The sequence below is a fragment of the Dermacoccus sp. GAS27A genome (assembly GCF_044909235.1).
Lineage (GTDB): Bacteria > Actinomycetota > Actinomycetes > Actinomycetales > Dermatophilaceae > Dermacoccus > Dermacoccus nishinomiyaensis.
Window position 1 is genome coordinate 207,128 of the sequence record NZ_JBIYDW010000001.1, and the last position, 18,351, is coordinate 225,478.

Genomic DNA, 18,351 nt, shown 5'->3' on the forward strand with positions numbered 1-18,351 from the left:
GAGCCGAAGCGGGGAAATTTCATCACGCTGCCTTACGTCCGAGCCAGACAGCCACCGCTATGCACAGGCCGATGCCGAACGTCCACACGAACAGACCCTCGGAGACCGGGCCGAGGTTGCCCAGGGTGTGACCACCCTGCGCAGGCTGCTTCTCGATGTCCTTGAGGTAGGTGATGATGTCCTTCTTGTCCTGCGGCGACAGGTTCGTGTCGTTGAACACCGGCATGGACTGCGGGCCCGTCTGCATGGCCTCGTAGATGTGCTTGCCCGAGACGGACGTCAGCGGCGGCGCGTACTTGCCTCGCGTCAGCGCGCCACCCGAGCCGGCGAAGTTGTGGCACATGGCGCAGTTGACGCGGAACAGTTCGCCACCCTTGGCCGAGTTGCCACCCGGGGTCGTGTACTGCTTCTCGGGGACGTTGGGACCGGTGCCGAGCGAGGCCACGTAGGCGGCCATCTGGGCGATCTCCTTGTCGCTGAACTGCTTCGTGTTGCGCTGCGCCTGCGTGTTTGGCGCGGCGAGCGGCATGCGGCCGGTGCCCACCTGGAAGTCGACGGCGGCAGCGCCGACGCCCACGAGGGAGGGGCCGGCGGACGTGCCGGTGGCGTTCGTGCCGTGGCAGGTCGAGCAGTTCGCGAGGAACAGCTGCTTGCCAGCGTTGACGTCACTGGCGGACGTCGTCTCGGCCTTGGCGCTCTTCGGCGCGAAGGCTGCGTACAGGCCACCGGTGACGACCAGGGCCAGCAGCAGGACGACGAACAGGGAGGCCGGGTGTCGGCGGCGGGCGGCGAGAGTGCTCACAAGGACATCCTGTCGGCGGTCGGGGGAGTCAGGGTTCGGGTTCTGCTAGTGGTGTCGCGCATCACTTGAGGAGGTAGATGGCAGCGAACAACGCGATCCACACGACGTCCACGAAGTGCCAGTAGTAGGACGTCACGATCGCGCCCGTGGCCTGGTGGTGGCTGTAGGTGCGCGAGGTGAACGTGCGTCCGATGATGAGCAGGAACGCGAGAAGGCCACAGGTCACGTGGATGCCATGGAAGCCGGTCGTGATGTAGAACATCGAGCCGTAGGCGTCGCTGTCGAGGGAGATGCCCTCCTCGTGCAGCGTGGCGTACTCCATGATCTGGCCGGAGACGAAGATCGCGCCGAACAGGTAGGTGAGGGAGTACCACTCACGCATTCCCCACTTGCCGACCTCGAGCAGCTTGCCCGTGCGGTGGGGGATGCCGTGCTCCGCCTTGAACACGCCGAGCTGGCACCACACGGACGAGATCACGAGGATCGTCGTGTTGATGGCCGCCAGCGTCACGTTCAGGTGCGACGTGCGTTCGTGCCACAGGTCGCCTGCCACGGAGCGGATCGTGAAATACATCGCGAACAATCCGGCAAAGAACATGAGTTCGCTCCCGAGCCACACCATCGTGCCTACGGCAGTCAGGTTGGGTCGGGTCGCCGGTGCGTGCCCGGCGGGGATGCCGTGTTCGCTCGTCTGAGCTGTAGTTGCGGTCGCCACCCGGACATTATGTCCTGCCCTGGCAGCGATCATGACAGCGGCCCCCCAATTGGACACATATTCGTTATCTGCTCTGTGTGCTCGCTGGGTGTTGAAGGGTGTTCTTCCTGTGTGTGTTGACGCGGTTGCAACCCCGCACGTCAGCGCCTAGCACGGTGACGCGGGACGTCGGTGGACGCGCCTGTCGCACGGTCACGGCGCCGCTTAGGGTGGTGGTACGACGAACGACGTGCAAGGAGATCCGTCATGAAGTGGCCGAGCCTCGTGGCCCAGCTCATGCGTGGGGAGGACCTGACGCCAGAGCAGACCCACGCCGCGATGACGGCCGTGATGAACGGGGAGGTCGCCCCCGTTCCGCTCGCGGCGTTCCTCGTCGCACTGCACAGCAAGGGCGAGACGGTGGAGGAGCTGCGGGGGCTCGCCGACGTCATGGTCGAGCACGCCCGGCCGTTCAGGCTCGACGTGCCGGCCCTCGACATCGTCGGCACGGGCGGCGACATGGCACACACCGTCAACATCTCGACGATGGCCGCGCTCGTGTGCGCCGGTGCCGGGGTCAAGGTGGCCAAGCACGGCAACCGAGCCAGCTCGAGCTCGACCGGGACGGCTGACGTTCTCGAAGCGCTCGGGGTCGACCTGAGCGCGGACGTCGACGAGCTGCAGCAAGACGTGACGCATGCCCCGATGACGTTCCTGTTCGCCCAGAGCTTCCACCCCGCCATGCGGCACGCCGCCGCGACGCGGCGGGAGCTCGCCGTCCCGACCGCGTTCAACTTCCTCGGCCCCCTGACCAATCCGGCGCGCCCAGCCATCGCTGCTGTGGGTTGCGCGAACCGTAGGATGGCACCGGTCATGGCTGGCGTCTTCGCGCAACGCGGCGCCGATGCGGCGGTCTTCCGGGGTGACGACGGCCTCGACGAGCTCACCCTGGCGACGACGTCGAGCCTGTGGTGGGTGCACGACGGCGAGGTCATCGAAGAGAGCATCTCGCCCGAGCAGGTCGGGCTGTCGCCAGCCCCGATCGAGGCGCTGCGCGGCGGAGACGCGTCGTTCAACGCTCAGGTCGTCCGTGACGTCCTCGCCGGGAAGCGCGGGCCCGTGCGCGACGCCGTCCTGCTCAACGCCGGCGCGGCTCTCGCACTCGTCGCCCAGTACGAGCGCGGCAGCCTCTTCGGTGGCGCGGACGACCTCGCGTCCGGCATCCGTGCGGGCATGACGCGCGCTGCCGAGGCCGTCGATTCCAGCGCCGCGCAACGCACCCTCGACGTCTGGATCCACGGTTCGAGTGCCGTAGACGCCGATTCCGAGCCCCTCATGAAGGAGACCCGATGATCACCGCCATCGTCCTCATCAAGGCGGACGTCGCACGCATCCCCGAGGTGGCCCAGCACGTCGCCGACGTGCCCGGGGTGACGGAGGTCTACTCGGTGACCGGAGGCGTCGACCTCATCGCGATGGTGCGCGTCACGGCGTACGAGCAACTCGCCGAGGTGATCTCCGGAAGCATCAACAAGGTCGACGGCGTGCTCGAGACCGACACGCACCTGGCCTTTCGCACCTACTCCCAACGCGATCTCGACGCGGGGTTCGATCTGGGGCTCGACGACTGACGGGTCGTCGCCCGCCCCTGTCCGGGATGCGCGAGCACGCCGGATTCGACGGCTGCCGCTTCGTGCGCGCGGCGGACGACGGGATCGAGATCGTCGAGGTAGCGTGTCGCGGCATCCCGCGGGCTGACCCACGGCGCGTCCGTCTCGACGATGCGGGTGCCTGCGCGCGCGATCCAGCGCAGGAGCACCTCCGTCTCCTCCTCAAGCGCTGCGGAACGGTGTGCAGGCGGGGTCGCGACGGCCTCGGCCGTCGCCCGCAAGGCCTCGATCGTCAGCCGTGGATCCTGACCGGGTCGTGAGGCACCGCTCGCCGCGAGCCGACCGTGTCGGATGACGGCGAACTCCCAGCCGCCGCCCCGACGTGGCCGTGCCGCCATGAGATGCGGATTGTTGACGATGGGTGCCCGGCGCTGGTGACGGTCGAGCCCACGCAGGAGCTCGATGAGGGCGTCGCGCCCAGCGCGGGCCTCCTCGAAGCGTTCCTGCCCCGCGAGGCGGGCCAGGCGCGCCTCGACGTCATTGACGATGGACCCGGGCTCGTTGAGCAGTTCCTGCCTCAACCTCGACACGAGGTCGAGGTAATCGCGCTGGGTGATGCCTCCGATACAGGGCGCATCGCACCGATCCATCTCCGCCAGGACGCACGCCGTGCCGCCCTTGGCGCGGATGGGCGTGGTGCACTGGCGAATGCGGCGGACGTCGTGCACCGCATCGCGGGCGAGCCGCGCGGCGACCATCGTGCGGAACGGGCCGAGGTACGTCGCCTCGTCGGCTCGCTGCTCGCGCACGACGGACAGGCGCGGGAACTTCTCGTCGGTGATCTTGAGCCATGCGATCTTCTCCGGCCGGCTCGAGCGTCGGTTGAACCGTGGCCGATGCTCGGCGATGAGCCGGATCTCACGCACGTGTGCCTCGAGCGCCGTCGCGCAGGGGATGGGCGTCACGCGGGCGGCGAGATCGACCATGAGCCCCATCTCGCGACGCTTCTCCGACGCGGTGAAGTACGAACGCACGCGGGTGCGGAGGTTGCCGGACGTGCCGACGTACAGCGGCTTTCCGTCCTCGTTCTCGAAGACGTAGACGCCGGGCTCGGCGGGCAGGCCGTCGGCCAGGGTGGCCTTGCGGCGCCGCGCCGCCGGCACCTTCGCGCTGAAGGAGAGCAGTTCCTCACGCGAGGTGACGCCGAGACTGCCGGCTCGCGAGAGCAGGGCGTGCAGGACGTCGACGGTGGCCTGGGCGTCAGCGAGGGCGCGGTGATTCGGGTTGACACTTGCGCCGAAGTGGGCCGCGAGCGTGCCGAGGCGGTGATTGCGGACCTCGTCGCGCGGCACGAGGGCGCGGGCGAGCTTGACCGTGTCGACGACCGCAGGAGCGGGCCACGGGACCTCGAGATCCCGTGCGGCCGCCGTGAGGAAGCCGACGTCGAAGGGTGCGTTGTGGGCGACGAGGACGGCGTCGGGCCCGAGGAACTCGAAGAATGCGGGCAGCACCGATGCCAGCTTCGGCGCGTCGTGCACCATCGCCGTCGTGATGCCGGTGAGCCGCTGGATCTGCGGTGGGATCGCGCAGCCGGGGTCGACGAGGGTGGCGAACTCGCCGAGCACCTCGCCGCCACGGACCTTGACGGCGCCGATCTCCGTGATGCCCTGCGCGCCCGGGCGACCCTAGGCGGTCTCGAGGTCGACGATGACGAAGGTGACGTCGTGCAACGGGGTGCCGAGATCGTCGAGGCAGCCCTGCACCGCGGTCGGATTCGTCTGCGTGTTCGTCACCATGTCGCGAACGCTAGACGGCGGTGGTGACAACCCCCGGATGAGGCGGTGGCCGGTGCCTTTCAAGGGGGTGGGGACGGGCAGGCGGCGCGGCGGGGACGAGGCGCGCCGCGACGGGCGGTCGCGGAGGTCGGACGCGGGCGATCTTCGACCGCGACGAACGTGTCGATGACCCCCGAATCGCCCGGGACGGCGGGGTTGTCGGTGCTCGAACCTAGCGTGCGAAACACATCGAGACCCGTTGGGGAATCGACCGATCAGCGCTTCGAGGAGGCGTCATGCTCATCACCTGTGATTCGTGCCCGGCACGAGGTCGTGCGTGCGACACGTGCGTCATGAAGACGTTCCTGGACATGCCCGCCGTCACCAGCGGCCCCGTCTGGGAGGAGGAGGACCACCGTGTTCTCGACATGCTCTGCAGCGCCGGTCTCGTCGGTGATGAGGACGCGGCGTCAGCGCTGCTGGAGAGCGCTCCGTTCGCCGGTCTGCGCGCCGCCGTGTGAGAACCTCCTACGCTTGCGCCATGCTGTCGAGACGCCACTTCGTCCTGGGAGGCGTCATCGCGCCCGCGGGGGCGATCCTGGGGCTCGCAGGGTGCGAGCGCCGACCCGGGGGCACGTCGTCGTCAGCCGAGGCAAGTGGCGGAACCGATGGCGGGGTCTCCAGCCTCACGATCGACACCGTCCTCGGGCGCGTGGTGCTGCGGTTGCCGAACGCGCTCGACGAAGGCGCGTCCTCGCCATCAGGGGCCGGGGACGATGCCTCGGCGCAGTGGCGCGCGCGCGTCGAGGCGGCCGCGCACCGGATCGCTGAGGTGTGGGGCACCACGCGGCCGGCGGGTCTCGAAGGTGATCTGCGGGTGACGCTCTGCCGGGACGACGCGGAGTTCGCGGCGAGTGCCGACGGGTTGGACGCCGACACCGCGGGCGTCACCACGAGGCAGGGTGTGTTCCTCGCGCCCTCTGTCGCCTCGTCGCTGACGGAGGGCGGCCGCCGGGTCGTTCTCGCGCACGAGCTGACGCATCTGTGGCTCGGGCAGTTCGGCGCGGACGCGACGCAGTGGTGGCTGAAGGAGGGAGCCGCCGAGTGGACGGCCGCACCTCTCGTGTCGGTGCCTGAACGCAGCCGCTGGCCGACGCTCGCCCAAGCGGCGCCGCAGAAGAAGATCGGGGATTCACCGCCCCCGCAGGAGCAGGTGGGCACCGAGCTCGGATACGAATGGGCGCACGCCTACGTCACGTATCTCGCCGATGGTGCAGGCACCGCACGGGTCGTCGCCCTAGTGCGCGCCCGACCGCGTGACGCGACCGCAGGCGCGGCGCCACTCGTCGCGGGTCGAGAGAGCTTCACCACCTGGCTGTCAGGTCGGCTCCGGTGAGGGGTGACGACGGCGACGAGGCGGCGTGAGCTGTCTCAGGTGCGGGGAGAGGAGTAGATCGAGTCGATGACGTCGGCGTAGTCGTCGAGCACGACGTTGCGCTTGACCTTGAGCGACGGCGTCAGGTGCCCGGATTCCTGAGTCAGAGGCGTGGTCAGCACCCGGAAGGCGCGGATCGACTCGGCGCGGGAGACGAGGGTGTTGGCCTGGTCGACGGCCTTCTGCAGTTCGTCGAGTACCCGCTGATCCTGTGCTGCGTCTGCGGGGTCCAGGTCGGTGATGCCGTGCGCGCTCGCCCAGCCGGGCAGCATCTCCTCGTCGAGGCACAGCAGCGCCGCGATGAACGGTTTGGCGTCGCCCACGACGACGGCTTCTGCGATGAGGGGGTGCGAGCGCAGGGAATCCTCCAGCTTGGCGGGGCTGACGTTCTTGCCGCCCGCCGTCACGAGGATGTCCTTCTTGCGCCCCGTGATCGACAGGTAGCCGTCGGCGTCCAGTTCACCGAGGTCGCCGGTGCGGAACCAGCCGTCGATCTTCGCCTCGTCGGTGGCCTCGGGGTTGTGCAAGTACTCGCGGAAGACGTTGATGCCCTTGACGAGGATCTCGCCGTCGTCGTCGATCCGCAGGCCGACGCCGGGGCAGGCGGGGCCGACGGTGCCGATGCGCAGCGCCTTCGGCGGGTTGACGCAGGCGGGAGCCGTCGTCTCGGTGAGTCCGTATCCCTCGAGAACGGGCAGGCCGATGCCGTTGTAGAAGTGCGCCAACCGGGCCGACAGGGGAGCGCCCCCGGAGATGGAGTAGCGCAGATGACCGCCGAACGCCGAGCGCAGCTTCGCGTAGACCAGTCGATCGAACACGGTGTGCTTGACGCGCAGGGTGAGCGGCGCGCGGCGTCCGGCGTTCGTCGCCTCGCTGTAGGCGATCGCGGTGTCGGCGGCGGCGGCGAAGATCTTGCCGCGGCCGTCGCCCTGCGCGCGCTGCTCGGCGGAGTTGTAGACCTTCTCGAACACGCGCGGCACGCCGAGCAGGTACGACGGCGCGTACGTGCCGAGGTCGTCGACGAGCGTCCCGATCGTCGTGTGGGCGAGGCGTGTGCGTGAGGCGATCGCGACGAACTGGATGAGGCGGGCGAAGACGTGGGCGAGCGGCAGGAACAGCAGGGTGCCGTTGTTCTCCTCACCGCCGTTGACGAGGTCGTCCATCAGCGCGAGGCAGTTCTGCGACAACGACACGAAGTTGCCGTGCGTCAGCACGCATCCCTTCGGCAGGCCGGTCGTGCCCGAGGTGTAGATGATCGTTGCGACGTGGTCGGCGTCGACGGCGTCGCGGCGCGCACGCATCTGCGCGTCACTGACCTCCGGGGCACCCTCGAGCAGTTCGTCGAGGTGGCCGGCGTCGATCTGCCAGACGTCGCGCAGATGGGGGCAGCGCTCGCGTACCTGCGAGACGGTGAGCGCCATCTCCTGGTTCTCGACGACGACGGCGACGGCCTCGGAATCGGCGAGGATCCAGGCGACCTGGTCGCTCGAGGACGTCTCGTAGATCGGCACGACGACAGCGCCGCACGTCAGCAGCGCGAGGTCGGTGAGCGTCCACTCGTAGCGGGTCGTGCTCATGAGCGCGACGCGGTCACCCGCTTCGACGCCCGCCGCCATGAACCCCTTGGCGAGCGTCTCGACCTGCGCGAGGAATTCCTCGTGTGTCACCCCGGCCCACGTCGCGCCCTCACGCCGGGCGTAACCGATGCCTCGCGGATCCTCGGACGCGTTGCGCACCACGATGTGCGGAAGCGCGAGCTCCTCGTCGAACGGCACGAGCAGCTTCGTGCTCACTTCACGCATTGCGGATCCTCGCTGGGTCGGTACTGGGTCGGTGGCGGCGGTCGGTGAGGCCCGTCGTCATGCGTACCTTACGACCCTGCCGCCGCTCGGCGCATACCCTCGGTGTCATGACGACGAACAGCGACGCCCTCAGCGAGGGCCGCATCCGGATCGAGGCGAGCTGCGCTCGGGTGCTCGACGTGGTGCTCGACCTGCCGGCCTACCCGCAGTGGTCGAAGGACGTCGCGCGAGCCGTCGTGCTGAGTCGAACGCCCTCCGGCGACGTCGACCAGGCACAGCTGACGTTCGCCTCCGGCCCGTTCAAGGACGTCGTGACGCTCGCGTACACGGTGGCTCGTCGCGCCGACCGCGCACGGGTGGCGTGGCAACTCGTCGAGGCGCAGCACATCGAGGCGATGCAAGGCCACTACGACCTGCGTGCTGACGGCGACGCCACCGACGTCGCGTATGCCCTGCACGCACGGCCCGGCTTTCCGCTGCACACGGCGTTGCGCCGGAAGGTCGAGACGCAGATCATCACCGCGGCCCTCGATGCGTTGAAGGCGCACGCCGAGGCGCCGGATCTCGATCACGGTGGGGCGAACGCCACCGCCTGAGGCGCCGCATGTACGGCCCCGCCACCGGGGCGCCACCCGATTTGGGCTCGGCGCCCCGCCCCGTCAGGATGATCGTGACGGCCCATGCGCCGTCGCCGTCCGCGAGCAGTGAGGAACGAGCGTGACACTCAGCATCGGCATCGACATCGGTGGAACGAAGATCGCCGGGGGCCTCGTCGACTCCGGCGGCACCATCGTGCGCCGCGCGCGCCGCGACACGCCCGCGCAGGAGCCCGACGCCATCGTGGCCGCCACCGTCGAACTCATCGACGAGCTGGGCGCCGCGGCGCGTGCCGAGGGCGTCGAGGCGCCCAAGGTGGGGGTCGCGTGCGCCGGATACATTGACAAGCAGGGCGCGAACGTCCTGTTCGCCCCCAACATCGCCTGGCGGCACGAGCCGCTGCGCGCACGCCTCGAAGAAGCGACGGGGCACGCCGTCGTCATCGAGAACGACGCGAACGCGGCCGCCTACGGCGAGTTCCTCCACGGTGGCGGCGCGGACGTCGACGACATGGTCATGGTGACGCTGGGCACCGGTGTCGGCGGCGGCATCGTCCTCGACGGCGAACTCATGCGCGGCAGCCACGGCATCGCCGCCGAGATCGGGCACATGCGTGTCGTGCCGGGCGGTCACCTGTGCGGTTGCGGCAATCGTGGTTGTTTCGAGGTGTACGCCTCCGGGTCCGCGCTCGTGCGTGAGGCGCGCGAGCTCGTTGCTTCGGGCGCGACCGAGGCCGCGCGGCTTCGCGAAGCCTGCGCGGGCGATCCGGAGGCGTTGCGCGGCGCGCACGTCACGGCAGCGGCACAAGAGGGCGACGCGGCAGCCCTGGCGCTGCTGAGCAAGATCGGCCGTTGGGTCGGCGAGGGCTGCGCGTCACTCGCGGCCGTGCTCGACCCGGCCGTTTTCGTCATCGGCGGGGGGCTCGCGGAGGCGGGCGACCTCGTCCTCGAATCGGCTCGCATCCACTTCGCCGACGAGCTGACGGGCGGCGGGCACCGTCCGTCGCCGCGTTTCGTCGTCGCACAACTGGGCAACGACGCCGGCGTCATCGGCGCCGCAGCGCTCGCAGAGAGGGGGCGTGCATGAGTCTCGCCATCGGAATCGACATCGGCGGCACGAAGGTCGCGGGCGGCCTCGTCGACGAGCGCGGCACCGTCATCGCGCGCGCTCGCCGCGACACGCCGCACCGCTCGACGAAGGCCGCCGTCGTCGAGGACCTACTCGTCAGCGTCGTCGATGAACTGCAGGATGCCGCCGAACGCGACGACCTCGGCGAGGTCAGCGCCATCGGCATCGGCGCGGCGGGATTCGTCGGCGCCGACCGCTCGACCGTCGTCTTCGCGCCGCATCTGTCGTGGCGCAACGAGCCGTTGCGCGAGAACCTGCGCGCCCGTTGCGCGTTCCCCGTCTTCGTCGACAACGACGCCAACACCGCGTGCTGGGCGGAGTGGCGTTTCGGCGCGGTGGCGGGGGAGAGCCACGTCATCATGGTCAACCTCGGCACCGGCATCGGCGGCGCGATCCTCGTCGACGGGGTGATGCAGCGCGGCCGGTACGGCATCGCGGGCGAGTTCGGCCACATGCAGGTCGTGCCCGGCGGCATCCGTTGTGAGTGCGGCAACCGCGGCTGCTGGGAGCAGTACGCCAGCGGTAACGCGCTCGTGCGCGAGGCGCGCTCGCTGCTCGCGGCGCAGTCGCCGATGGCGCACGACATCGAGGCCGAGATCGGCGGCGACCTGACGAAGCTGACCGGGCCCATGATCACCCAGGCCGCGGCTGCAGGGGACGCGACGGCGGCCGAACTGCTCGCCGAGATCGGTTCGTGGCTCGGCACCGGCCTCGCGAACCTCGCGAGTGCGTTCGACCCGGGCGCGTTCGTCATCGGCGGCGGCGTGTCGGCAGCCGGCGAGATGCTGTTGACGCCGGCGCGCGAGGCCTTCCGCAAGCAGCTGCCGGGGCGCGGGTACCGCCCGGAGGCACGAATCGTGCAGGCGCAGCTCGGCAACGAGGCCGGGCTCATCGGCGCGGCCGACCTGGCGCGCAGCGCCGTCGAGGAGGACATCGCATGACCACCCGTCTCATGTCGTACAACGTGCGCGGCCTCAAGGACGACCGTGCGGCCCTGCTGCGCGTCATCCGGCACGCCGCGCCCGACGTGCTGTGCCTGCAGGAGATGCCGCGCCATCCGTTCTCCGACCATCGCATCGCCGAGTTCGCCGAATCCGTCGGGCTCGTGTGGGGCGGAGGCAACCGTCACCGCATGAGCACCGCGATCGTGACGGCGCCGCGCCTCGACGTCGCCGCGAGCGGCCACGGCCTCTACACCGTGCCGCGTCCGCAAGAGCCGCGCGGTTACGCATGGGCCGAGGTGTGCCTGCCCGGCGAGGCGAAGTGGCTCGCGATCAGCACGCATCTGTCGCTCTACAGCTCGATGCGCGCCGGGCACGCGCGTGAGCTCATCGCCGACCCGAACCTGCCGGGCGACGTGCCGTGGGCGATCGCCGGCGACTTCAACGAGCTCGAGAACGGGCCCGCGGGGCGGGAGTTCAAGGCACACGGGCTCGTCGACGCAGGGCCGCGCATCAACACGTTCAACGCCGCCGAACCGCACAAGCGCATCGACTTTGTCTACGCCTCGCCGTCGCTGACGCTGGAGACGGTCGACATGAGCGCCGTGGAGCACGACATGACGGTCGCGACCGATCACCGCCCGCTCGTCGTCGACGTCACGGTGACGTCGCACTGACGACCGACTGACGTCCGCTGGGAGGGCCCGGGGGATCGGACGAGGCCGCTCGGGCCGGCAGTCGCAGAGGCTCAGACGCGGGCGCCGTCGTCGTCATCGTCGTGCTCGTCGCGGTTCTTCGGCTGCCTCGCGACGGCGAGGGCGAAGCCGCCGACGAGCAGCCCCGCCGCGACGAGCCACCACAGCGTGGCCGCCTCACGATCGAACAGGGTGAGGTAGAGCAGCCACACCGGCCCGAGGACGAAGCAGGCGAGCATGATGACGCTCGCCGGGTCACCGGTCTCGAACGGTGCGGGCTCAGGCGGGACGAAGGGTTCCTCGTCCAGGTCATCGAGATCGTCGTGGTCGTGTTGACCTGCAGCGCTCCCAGCCTGCCCGTGAGGCGGCGGCGTCATCACCCATGGCTGCTCGTCCGGCATGCGCCACTGCGGCCGGAAGCCGGGTACAGGACCGTCGTCGGCCGGGGCCGGCGAGGCGGGCGTCATGGGCGTGGTCTCGTCGGATGTGGGCTCGAAGAGATCCCGGTGGGCGCCGCGGCGCGTCGCGGATTCCGACGCTGCGTCGAGGTCGAGATGCCGGGTGATCTGGGCGAACTCGGCGTCCCAGTCGCGGTCGCGGGGCTCGGTGCTCATCGCAGCGCCTCGCCGATGCGCGAGGTGGCCCGCCCGGGCGCGGACGTCGGTGGGCAGGTGCGGGGCCGGGTTCGCATGTGCTCATCCTGGCACGCTGCGTCGCCGTGGCGGCATGTGCAGGCCGGTGTGACCCAGTAGAGTGAAGCCGTCCTGCACCCCGAGAGGAAGACTTCCCGTGCTCTACTGGCTTCTCAAGAGGGTTCTCGTCGGGCCTGCGCTTCGAACGGTCTTCCGCCCGACGGTCGAGGGCCTCGAGCACATTCCCGACGCCGGCCCGGCGATCCTGGCGATCAACCACCTCTCCTATTCGGACTGGCTGTTCGTCCCGCTCGTCGTCGAACGCCGCGTCACGTTCGTCGCGAAGTCGGAGTACTTCACGACGCCCGGCGTCAAGGGGCGCCTGCAGAAGGGCTTCTTCTCCGGCACGGGTCAGGTGCCCATCGATCGCACGAGCGGTTCCGCCGCGGCCGGTGCGCTCGCGACCGGCAAGCGCATCCTCGCCGCCGGTGAGCTGTTCGGCATCTTCCCCGAGGGCACGCGCTCGCCCGACGGCCGTCTCTACAAGGGCAAGACCGGTATCGCGCGTCTCGCGCTCGAGAGTGGCGTGCCCGTCATCCCGGTCGCCGTCATGGACACCGACACCGTCGCACCTCCCGGCGAGAAGTTCGGCCGTTACGCGCAGCCGCACGTGCGCTTCGGCGCGCCGCTCGACTTCTCGCGTTTCGACGGCATGGGCTCCGACCGTTTCGTGCTGCGCTCCATCACCGACGAGATCATGTATGAACTGATGCTGCTGTCCGGCCAGGAGTACGTTGATGAGTACGCCGCGTCGCGCAAGAAGTCGGTCGGCGAGCGTGCCCGCTCCCTCGGTGAGGGCGCCGTGCAGGTGGCCAAGGAGATCCAGGGCAGCGCCACCGCGGCCCTCGAAGACGCTGCCGCCCGCCTGCCGCGCAAGGGCTCGGACAAGGACGGCAAGGACATCAAGAGCAACGACGCGCCCGCCGGCGAGGCAGCCGACGTCACGGCCGACGTCGAGGACATCGCGGTCCACGACGCCGCTCGTGACGCCCCGGCTCATGACGCCGTCACGATCGATGAAGGCGAGACGTCCGTGTCCGTCGAGCGTGTCGAATCTGCCGAGCGCGTCGAATCCATCACGACCGACGGCGACGCGCACGGCGCTCGCGACGCCGGCGGCTGACGATCGCCGACGCTGTACCGGGCATCGCCCCGGGCTCTCGGGCCGGGGCGTCGACCTGGCATCGCCGCCCCGAGTCCGGCTCGCACGTCGCCCGTGATGTCTCACAGTCAGGGCCGATGTGCGCCATCGTGGTTCGGCGCCTAGGCTCGCTCGGGTGAGTACCACGCCCGAAACGCATAACACCCCGTCCGTGCCCACGCGTCCTGTGGGTCTCGAGTGGCCGCAGTTGCCTGCCAAGCAGCAGCCGTCATGGCCGGATGACGGTTCGTTGGAGCGCGTGCGCGAGACGTTGGCCACCTATCCGCCGCTCGTCTTCGCGGGCGAGTGCGACGATCTGCGCACCCGCCTCGCGGCGGCGTCGCGGGGTGAGGCGTTCGTCCTGCAGGGCGGTGACTGCGCAGAGATGTTCGCCTCGGCGACGGCCGACAACATCCGTGACCGCGTCAAGACGATCCTGCAGATGGCTGCGGTGCTGACGTACGGCGCGAGCACGCCCGTCGTGAAGCTCGGCCGCATCGCCGGGCAGTTCGCCAAGCCGCGCTCGAAGGACACCGAGACGCGCGGCGACGTCACTCTGCCGGCCTACCGCGGTGACATGGTCAACGATTTCGCGTTCACGCCCGAGGCGCGTCGCCCCGACCCCGAGCGACTGCTGCAGGCCTACAACACGAGTGCGGCGACGCTCAACCTCGTGCGCGCGTTCACCCAGGGCGGTTTCGCCGACCTGCGCAACGTCCACGACTGGAACAAGGGCTTCATCGCCAACGCCGCGAACGCGCGCTACGAGAAGACGGCGAAGGACATCGACCGCGCGATGCGGTTCATGGCCGCCTGCGGGGTCGACTTCGACGCCCTGCGCGCCGTCGACTTCTTCTCGAGCCACGAGGCGCTGCTGCTCGACTACGAGCGTCCGCTGACGCGCGTCGACTCGCGTTCGGGCCGCCCGTACGCGACGTCCGGGCACATGCTGTGGGTCGGTGAGCGCACGCGCGAGATCGACGGTGCGCACATCGACTTCGTCTCCCGCGTGTCGAACCCGGTGGGCATGAAGGTCGGGCCGAAGGCCGACCCGGACGACCTGCTGCGTATCATCGACAAGATCGACCCCGAGCGTGAGCCGGGCCGTCTGACGTTCATCACGCGCATGGGCGCGGGCACGATCCGTGAGGCGCTGCCGCCCATCGTCGCGCGACTCAAGGCCGAGGGCGCGGCGCCGGTGTGGATCACCGACCCGATGCACGGCAACACGTTCGAATCCGCGAGCGGTTTCAAGACGCGTCGTCTCGACGACATCGTCGACGAGGTGCGCGGCTTCTTCGAGGTGCACGAGGCGGCGGGCACCGTCCCGGGTGGCCTGCACGTCGAGCTGACGGGCAACGACGTGACCGAGTGCCTCGGCGGCAGCGTCGAGGTGCGTGACGAGGATCTGGAGAGCCGGTACGAGTCGGCCTGCGACCCGCGTCTCAACCACCAGCAGAGCCTCGAACTGGCCTACCTCGTCGCGGAGATGCTGAGCGCTCGCGCGCAGTGACGTCCGTGTCGAACTGACGACGATGCCCGCTCGCCTCATGGTGGGCGTGCATCGTCGTATGTTCCGACGGTGCGCCGTCAGAAGCTCAGGGTGACGCTGCTCCCCTTGGGGGTGCGCGAGCCGCCCGACGGCGTCTGCGAGCTGACGGTGGAGCTGAGCAGCTCGTCGAGCCAGGACGCCCCGTCGACGTGGAAGCCCGCGTCCTCGAGGCGAGAACGGGCCTCGGCTGCCTTCATTCCGGTGACGTCGGGCACGTCGGCCATCTCGACGCCCTTCGAGACGCGCAGCGTGATCGTGTCACCCGTCTTCACCTGGGTTCCACTCGTCGGGTCGGTGCCGATGACCGAGCCGGGAGGGACGTCGGGGGAGAACTCCTCGCGCGTCGTGACCGTCAGGCCGCGCTCCTGCAGTGCCGTTGTCGCGTTCTCCTGCGTCTGCTTCGCCACGTCGGGCAGGTGGAACTCCTCCGGCCCCGAGCTGACGACGAGGGTGACGGTGGTGTCGTGACGGATGTGGGCGCCCGCCCCGGGAGAGACCGACAGTACCGTTCCCGCCTCACGGACGTCGTGCCGTTCGGTGTGCGTCACGTGGCCAAAACCCTCACTCTTGAGTTTGGCTTCAGCCTTGTCGCGCTGCAGGCCGGCCACGGCGGGGACGTCGACCATCTTCGGTCCGTTGCTCACGACGAGGGTGACGTCGGTGCCGCGACGATGGCTCGAGCCCTGCTCGGGTGAGGTCGAGATGACGCGGCCGGCCGGGACGGAGTCGGAATCAGCCAGCGTGACGCGCGTGTCGAATCCGGCGGAACGGAGGGTCGAAATGGCCTCACCCTGAGGTCGAGCGTTTACCTCGGGGATGTCGGTCGACGTCAGCGGCCCCACCGTCAGGGCGAGCGCGAGGCCGCCGGCAGCGATCGCCGTCGCGGCTGCGGCGACCCACGGCCAGCGACGACGACGGCGCGGGCCGCCCGCGGGTGTCGCGCCGAGCGTCTGGGTGGTCGTCGCCGGGATGACGTGCGTGTGGGCAGGGCGCAGCGCCGCGCTCCGGCCTTCGTCAGCACCCTGTGGGCCGGTCGGGGCACCGGTCGGCCTGCCGCCGTCCTGGCCGGTGGCTGGAATGGCACCAGGAGCGATCGTGCCCTCGACGCGATAGGCGTCCGGCGAGGCAGCCGGCACGTCGAGCTGGGCGGTTGGCGCGGTGACGTGGGCGGCCGGCGGGGCGGGGTGCCCCAGGGCCTCGGGCGTCAGCCGGGCGCGCGCGGCGTGCAGTTCGTGGGCGGAGGCGGTGGCGTCGGCCGGACGATCGGCGGGCATCTTGCTCGTCGCGCGGGTGAACCAGGCGTCGAGGGGGGCCAGGGACGCGTCAGCGCTCGAGGGTGGATGCGGCGCTTCGTGGACGTGGCGGTAGGCGACCTGGACCGGGGAGTCGCCGTCGAACGAGCGACGCGCCGTCAACATCTCGGCGAGGACGAGGGCGGAGGCGTAGACGTCGCCGCGCGGACCGGAGTGGCCGAATCGGGCGGGTTCCACCTGCTCGGGCGCGAGGTAGGAGGCGGTGCCGATGAGCATCTCGTTGTCGGCGCTCACGGACGAGCGCGCCGACGAGACGGCGCGCGCTAGACCGAAATCGGCGATCTTCACGACCCCGCGCGAGCTGATGAGGATGTTCTCGGGCTTGATGTCGCGGTGGACGAGGCCCGCGTGATGGGCGGCGCCGAGCCCGTCGAGCACCTGCTCGAACAGTGCGAGCAGCTCGCCGGTGGGGCGTCCGCCACGGTTGATGACGTCGCGCATCGTGACGCCGTCGACGAGTTCCATCGCGAGGAACACGACGTCACCGTCGCGCCCCTGGTCGTGGACGGCGACGACGTGCGGGTGGCTGAGCCGTGCGGCGGCGCGCGCCTCGCGCTGGAAGCGGGTGACGAAGGCGGGGTCGCGTGCGAGGTCGGCGCGCAGCACCTTGAACGCGACGTCGCGCTCGAGGCGTGTGTCGTGCGCGACGTAGACGCGCCCCATCCCGCCGTCGGCCAGGTGGCTTCTCACCTGATAGCGGCGTTCGATCAGCTGCCCGATGAGGGGGTCGGCTTGGATCGGCTCCACGAGCGCAGTCTAGGCGGCTCCGCGTGTGCGTCGGCTGTGCACGCCCGCGTCAGGAGAAGCGTTTCATGTGGGTATTGACGCTCGCGACGTACCGGCGGGTGTCGGGGTACATGCCGTGCGCGCGCACTGCTCCAAGACCTTGGTAGTAGGCGGCGATGGCCTCGTTCTGATCGTGCGCGTGCTCGGTGAGGAAGCGCAGCGTCACGACGCCGGCGGTGATGTTGTCCTGCGTGTCGAGCAGGTCGAGGTGGCGATGCACGATGGAGCCGGCCCACTGCCCGGTCGTGGGCATGACCTGCATCGTGCCGAGGGCGTCGCAGACCGAGACGGCGCTCTGCCGGTGACCCGATTCCTGCCAGCCGATCGCGAGGGCGAGCTTCGGGCTGACGCCGTAGCGCTTCGCGGTCGAGGTGATCATCGCGCGGATCTGCGCCTGCCCGGGCAGGTCGGCCGCGGCGAGCTGTCGGCGGTGGCGGTCACCGGAGGCGACGAGGGACGCCGGATAGCCGCGCGCCGCCGCTGTCCCGGCGTAGCGGACGACGTGCTTCGGCTTCGGGGCGTGCGTCGAGGGGCCCGGGTGCGGCGTGGCTGCGGGTTTCGTCGCCGGGCGGGTGGGCTTCGTTGCCGGGCGGGTGGGCTTCGTCGCCGGGTGGGGTGACGGCGTGTGCGCGGCGGAGGTAGCGACGGGGACGTGCAGCGTCGTGCCGGGGAGCAGGCGGCGCACCTCGATGCCGGGATTCGCCTTGACGATGGCGGCGACGCTGGAGTGCATGCGTCGCGCGATGCCGTAGACGGTGTCGCCGGCGCGCACGCGCGTCGTCGCCATCCTGCGCACCGGCTTCTTCGCGGCGTTCGCGCGGTGTGACGTCGGCGTCTCGGCGTGCGACTGCGGGCCGCGCAGCTGGTGGTGCACGGGCTGGGCGGCGCTGTGGACGGCGACGGGCAGGGCGAGAAGGGCGGGCATGTGTCCACGCTAGGTCGCGGCTGTGACGTTTTGGTGGAGGCGCGCTCGACGTGCGCCGATGAGAGAGTCTCTGGCACTCTGTGAGGGTGAATGACGCAACCGCACCTGACCTCGAGACCCTCGTCGGCGACTGGCTGACCGTACCCGACCTCGCCGAGGCGCTCGGCATGTCGCTGCGCCAGGTGCGTCAGATGATCGCCGACCGCGAGATCATCGCGAGCCGCGTCGGGGAGCGCAACGTCGTCGCGGTGCCGGCCGCCTTCATCCAGGGCGGCGGCGTGCTCGCCTCGCTCATGGGCACCGTCACGGTGCTCAACGACGGCGGGTTCGACGACGACGAGGCCATCCGCTGGCTGTGCACGCCGGACGAGACCCTCCCGATCGACGGGGCACCGATCGACATGCTGCGCGCGGGCCGCAAGGCCGAGGTGCGCAAGCGCGCCATGGAGGACGCGTTCTGATC

Annotated in this window: 18 protein-coding genes; 11 read left to right on the forward strand and 7 right to left on the reverse strand. The window is 70.1% G+C overall.

The features are described from left to right. Positions 1 to 22: 22 nt before the first annotated feature. Together ABH936_RS00875 and ABH936_RS00880 are read right to left on the reverse strand one after the other, a co-directional pair. The gene (locus ABH936_RS00875) at positions 23 to 802 is read right to left on the reverse strand and encodes a c-type cytochrome (protein WP_006946652.1); all 780 of its coding nucleotides are present in this window, start codon (positions 800 to 802) and stop codon (positions 23 to 25) included. A gap of 61 nt (positions 803 to 863) precedes the next feature. Further along, positions 864 to 1,517, reverse strand: a complete 654-nt coding sequence (locus tag ABH936_RS00880) for a heme-copper oxidase subunit III (RefSeq protein ID WP_006946553.1) — start codon at positions 1,515 to 1,517, stop codon at positions 864 to 866. 246 nt (positions 1,518 to 1,763) lie between these two features. Here ABH936_RS00880 and trpD point away from each other — a divergent pair, with 246 nt between their 5' ends. Together trpD and ABH936_RS00890 are read left to right on the forward strand one after the other, a co-directional pair. Continuing rightward, positions 1,764 to 2,849, forward strand: coding sequence for an anthranilate phosphoribosyltransferase (trpD, locus tag ABH936_RS00885; protein ID WP_006946543.1), 1,086 nt, complete (start codon positions 1,764 to 1,766; stop codon positions 2,847 to 2,849). Next, the gene (locus ABH936_RS00890; protein ID WP_038567799.1) at positions 2,846 to 3,127 is read left to right on the forward strand and encodes an Lrp/AsnC family transcriptional regulator; all 282 of its coding nucleotides are present in this window, start codon (positions 2,846 to 2,848) and stop codon (positions 3,125 to 3,127) included. Before trpD ends, ABH936_RS00890 begins: the two co-directional genes overlap by 4 nt. On the opposite strand, the gene ABH936_RS00895 is transcribed toward ABH936_RS00890, so the two are convergent. After that, entirely contained in the window at positions 3,076 to 4,731 is a 1,656-nt protein-coding gene (locus ABH936_RS00895) for a DEDD exonuclease domain-containing protein (protein ID WP_240742484.1), read from the reverse strand. The genes ABH936_RS00890 and ABH936_RS00895 overlap by 52 nt on opposite strands. Before the next feature lie 503 nt (positions 4,732 to 5,234). Here ABH936_RS00895 and ABH936_RS00900 point away from each other — a divergent pair. Further along, positions 5,235 to 5,402 carry a hypothetical protein gene (locus ABH936_RS00900; RefSeq protein ID WP_006946593.1) on the forward strand — a complete coding sequence of 56 codons (168 nt, stop codon included), beginning with the start codon at positions 5,235 to 5,237 and terminating at the stop codon, positions 5,400 to 5,402. Positions 5,403 to 5,422: 20 nt separating this feature from the next. After that, positions 5,423 to 6,277 (forward strand): hypothetical protein, encoded by an 855-nt coding sequence (locus tag ABH936_RS00905; RefSeq protein WP_006946609.1) that lies wholly within the window; start codon positions 5,423 to 5,425, stop codon positions 6,275 to 6,277. A gap of 35 nt (positions 6,278 to 6,312) precedes the next feature. Here the strand turns inward: ABH936_RS00905 and ABH936_RS00910 are convergent, their stop codons facing one another. Continuing rightward, the gene (locus ABH936_RS00910; protein WP_074045446.1) at positions 6,313 to 8,118 is read right to left on the reverse strand and encodes a long-chain fatty acid--CoA ligase; all 1,806 of its coding nucleotides are present in this window, start codon (positions 8,116 to 8,118) and stop codon (positions 6,313 to 6,315) included. 107 nt (positions 8,119 to 8,225) lie between these two features. Here ABH936_RS00910 and ABH936_RS00915 point away from each other — a divergent pair, with 107 nt between their 5' ends. The 4 genes from ABH936_RS00915 to ABH936_RS00930 all read left to right on the forward strand — a co-directional run bounded on the left by ABH936_RS00915 (position 8,226) and on the right by ABH936_RS00930 (position 11,461). After that, complete coding sequence (locus ABH936_RS00915) at positions 8,226 to 8,714, forward strand: SRPBCC family protein (RefSeq protein ID WP_006946556.1); 489 nt, start codon at positions 8,226 to 8,228, stop codon at positions 8,712 to 8,714. 121 nt (positions 8,715 to 8,835) lie between these two features. After that, positions 8,836 to 9,801 (forward strand): ROK family glucokinase, encoded by a 966-nt coding sequence (locus tag ABH936_RS00920; protein WP_062258365.1) that lies wholly within the window; start codon positions 8,836 to 8,838, stop codon positions 9,799 to 9,801. Continuing rightward, the gene (locus tag ABH936_RS00925; protein WP_006946529.1) at positions 9,798 to 10,784 is read left to right on the forward strand and encodes an ROK family glucokinase; all 987 of its coding nucleotides are present in this window, start codon (positions 9,798 to 9,800) and stop codon (positions 10,782 to 10,784) included. Before ABH936_RS00920 ends, ABH936_RS00925 begins: the two co-directional genes overlap by 4 nt. Next, on the forward strand, positions 10,781 to 11,461 hold the full coding sequence (locus tag ABH936_RS00930; RefSeq protein WP_006946560.1) for an endonuclease/exonuclease/phosphatase family protein: 681 nt from the start codon (positions 10,781 to 10,783) through the stop codon (positions 11,459 to 11,461). Before ABH936_RS00925 ends, ABH936_RS00930 begins: the two co-directional genes overlap by 4 nt. 71 nt (positions 11,462 to 11,532) lie before the next feature. Here the strand turns inward: ABH936_RS00930 and ABH936_RS00935 are convergent, their stop codons facing one another. Further along, entirely contained in the window at positions 11,533 to 12,093 is a 561-nt protein-coding gene (locus tag ABH936_RS00935; protein ID WP_136788331.1) for a hypothetical protein, read from the reverse strand. A 175-nt stretch (positions 12,094 to 12,268) separates the two neighbouring features. Between ABH936_RS00935 and ABH936_RS00940 the strand changes: the two genes are divergently transcribed. Next, entirely contained in the window at positions 12,269 to 13,294 is a 1,026-nt protein-coding gene (locus ABH936_RS00940) for a 1-acyl-sn-glycerol-3-phosphate acyltransferase (protein WP_074045443.1), read from the forward strand. Positions 13,295 to 13,484: 190 nt separating this feature from the next. Then, entirely contained in the window at positions 13,485 to 14,825 is a 1,341-nt protein-coding gene (locus ABH936_RS00945) for a class II 3-deoxy-7-phosphoheptulonate synthase (protein WP_074045442.1), read from the forward strand. Positions 14,826 to 14,902: 77 nt separating this feature from the next. Here ABH936_RS00945 and pknB read toward each other — a convergent pair whose 3' ends face one another. Next, complete coding sequence (pknB, locus tag ABH936_RS00950) at positions 14,903 to 16,924, reverse strand: Stk1 family PASTA domain-containing Ser/Thr kinase (RefSeq protein WP_404602152.1); 2,022 nt, start codon at positions 16,922 to 16,924, stop codon at positions 14,903 to 14,905. Positions 16,925 to 16,973: 49 nt separating this feature from the next. Continuing rightward, complete coding sequence (locus tag ABH936_RS00955; RefSeq protein WP_404602154.1) at positions 16,974 to 17,888, reverse strand: transglycosylase SLT domain-containing protein; 915 nt, start codon at positions 17,886 to 17,888, stop codon at positions 16,974 to 16,976. 86 nt (positions 17,889 to 17,974) lie between these two features. Between ABH936_RS00955 and ABH936_RS00960 the strand changes: the two genes are divergently transcribed. Beyond that, positions 17,975 to 18,349 carry an Rv2175c family DNA-binding protein gene (locus ABH936_RS00960; RefSeq protein ID WP_006946890.1) on the forward strand — a complete coding sequence of 125 codons (375 nt, stop codon included), beginning with the start codon at positions 17,975 to 17,977 and terminating at the stop codon, positions 18,347 to 18,349. Positions 18,350 to 18,351: the final 2 nt, after the last annotated feature.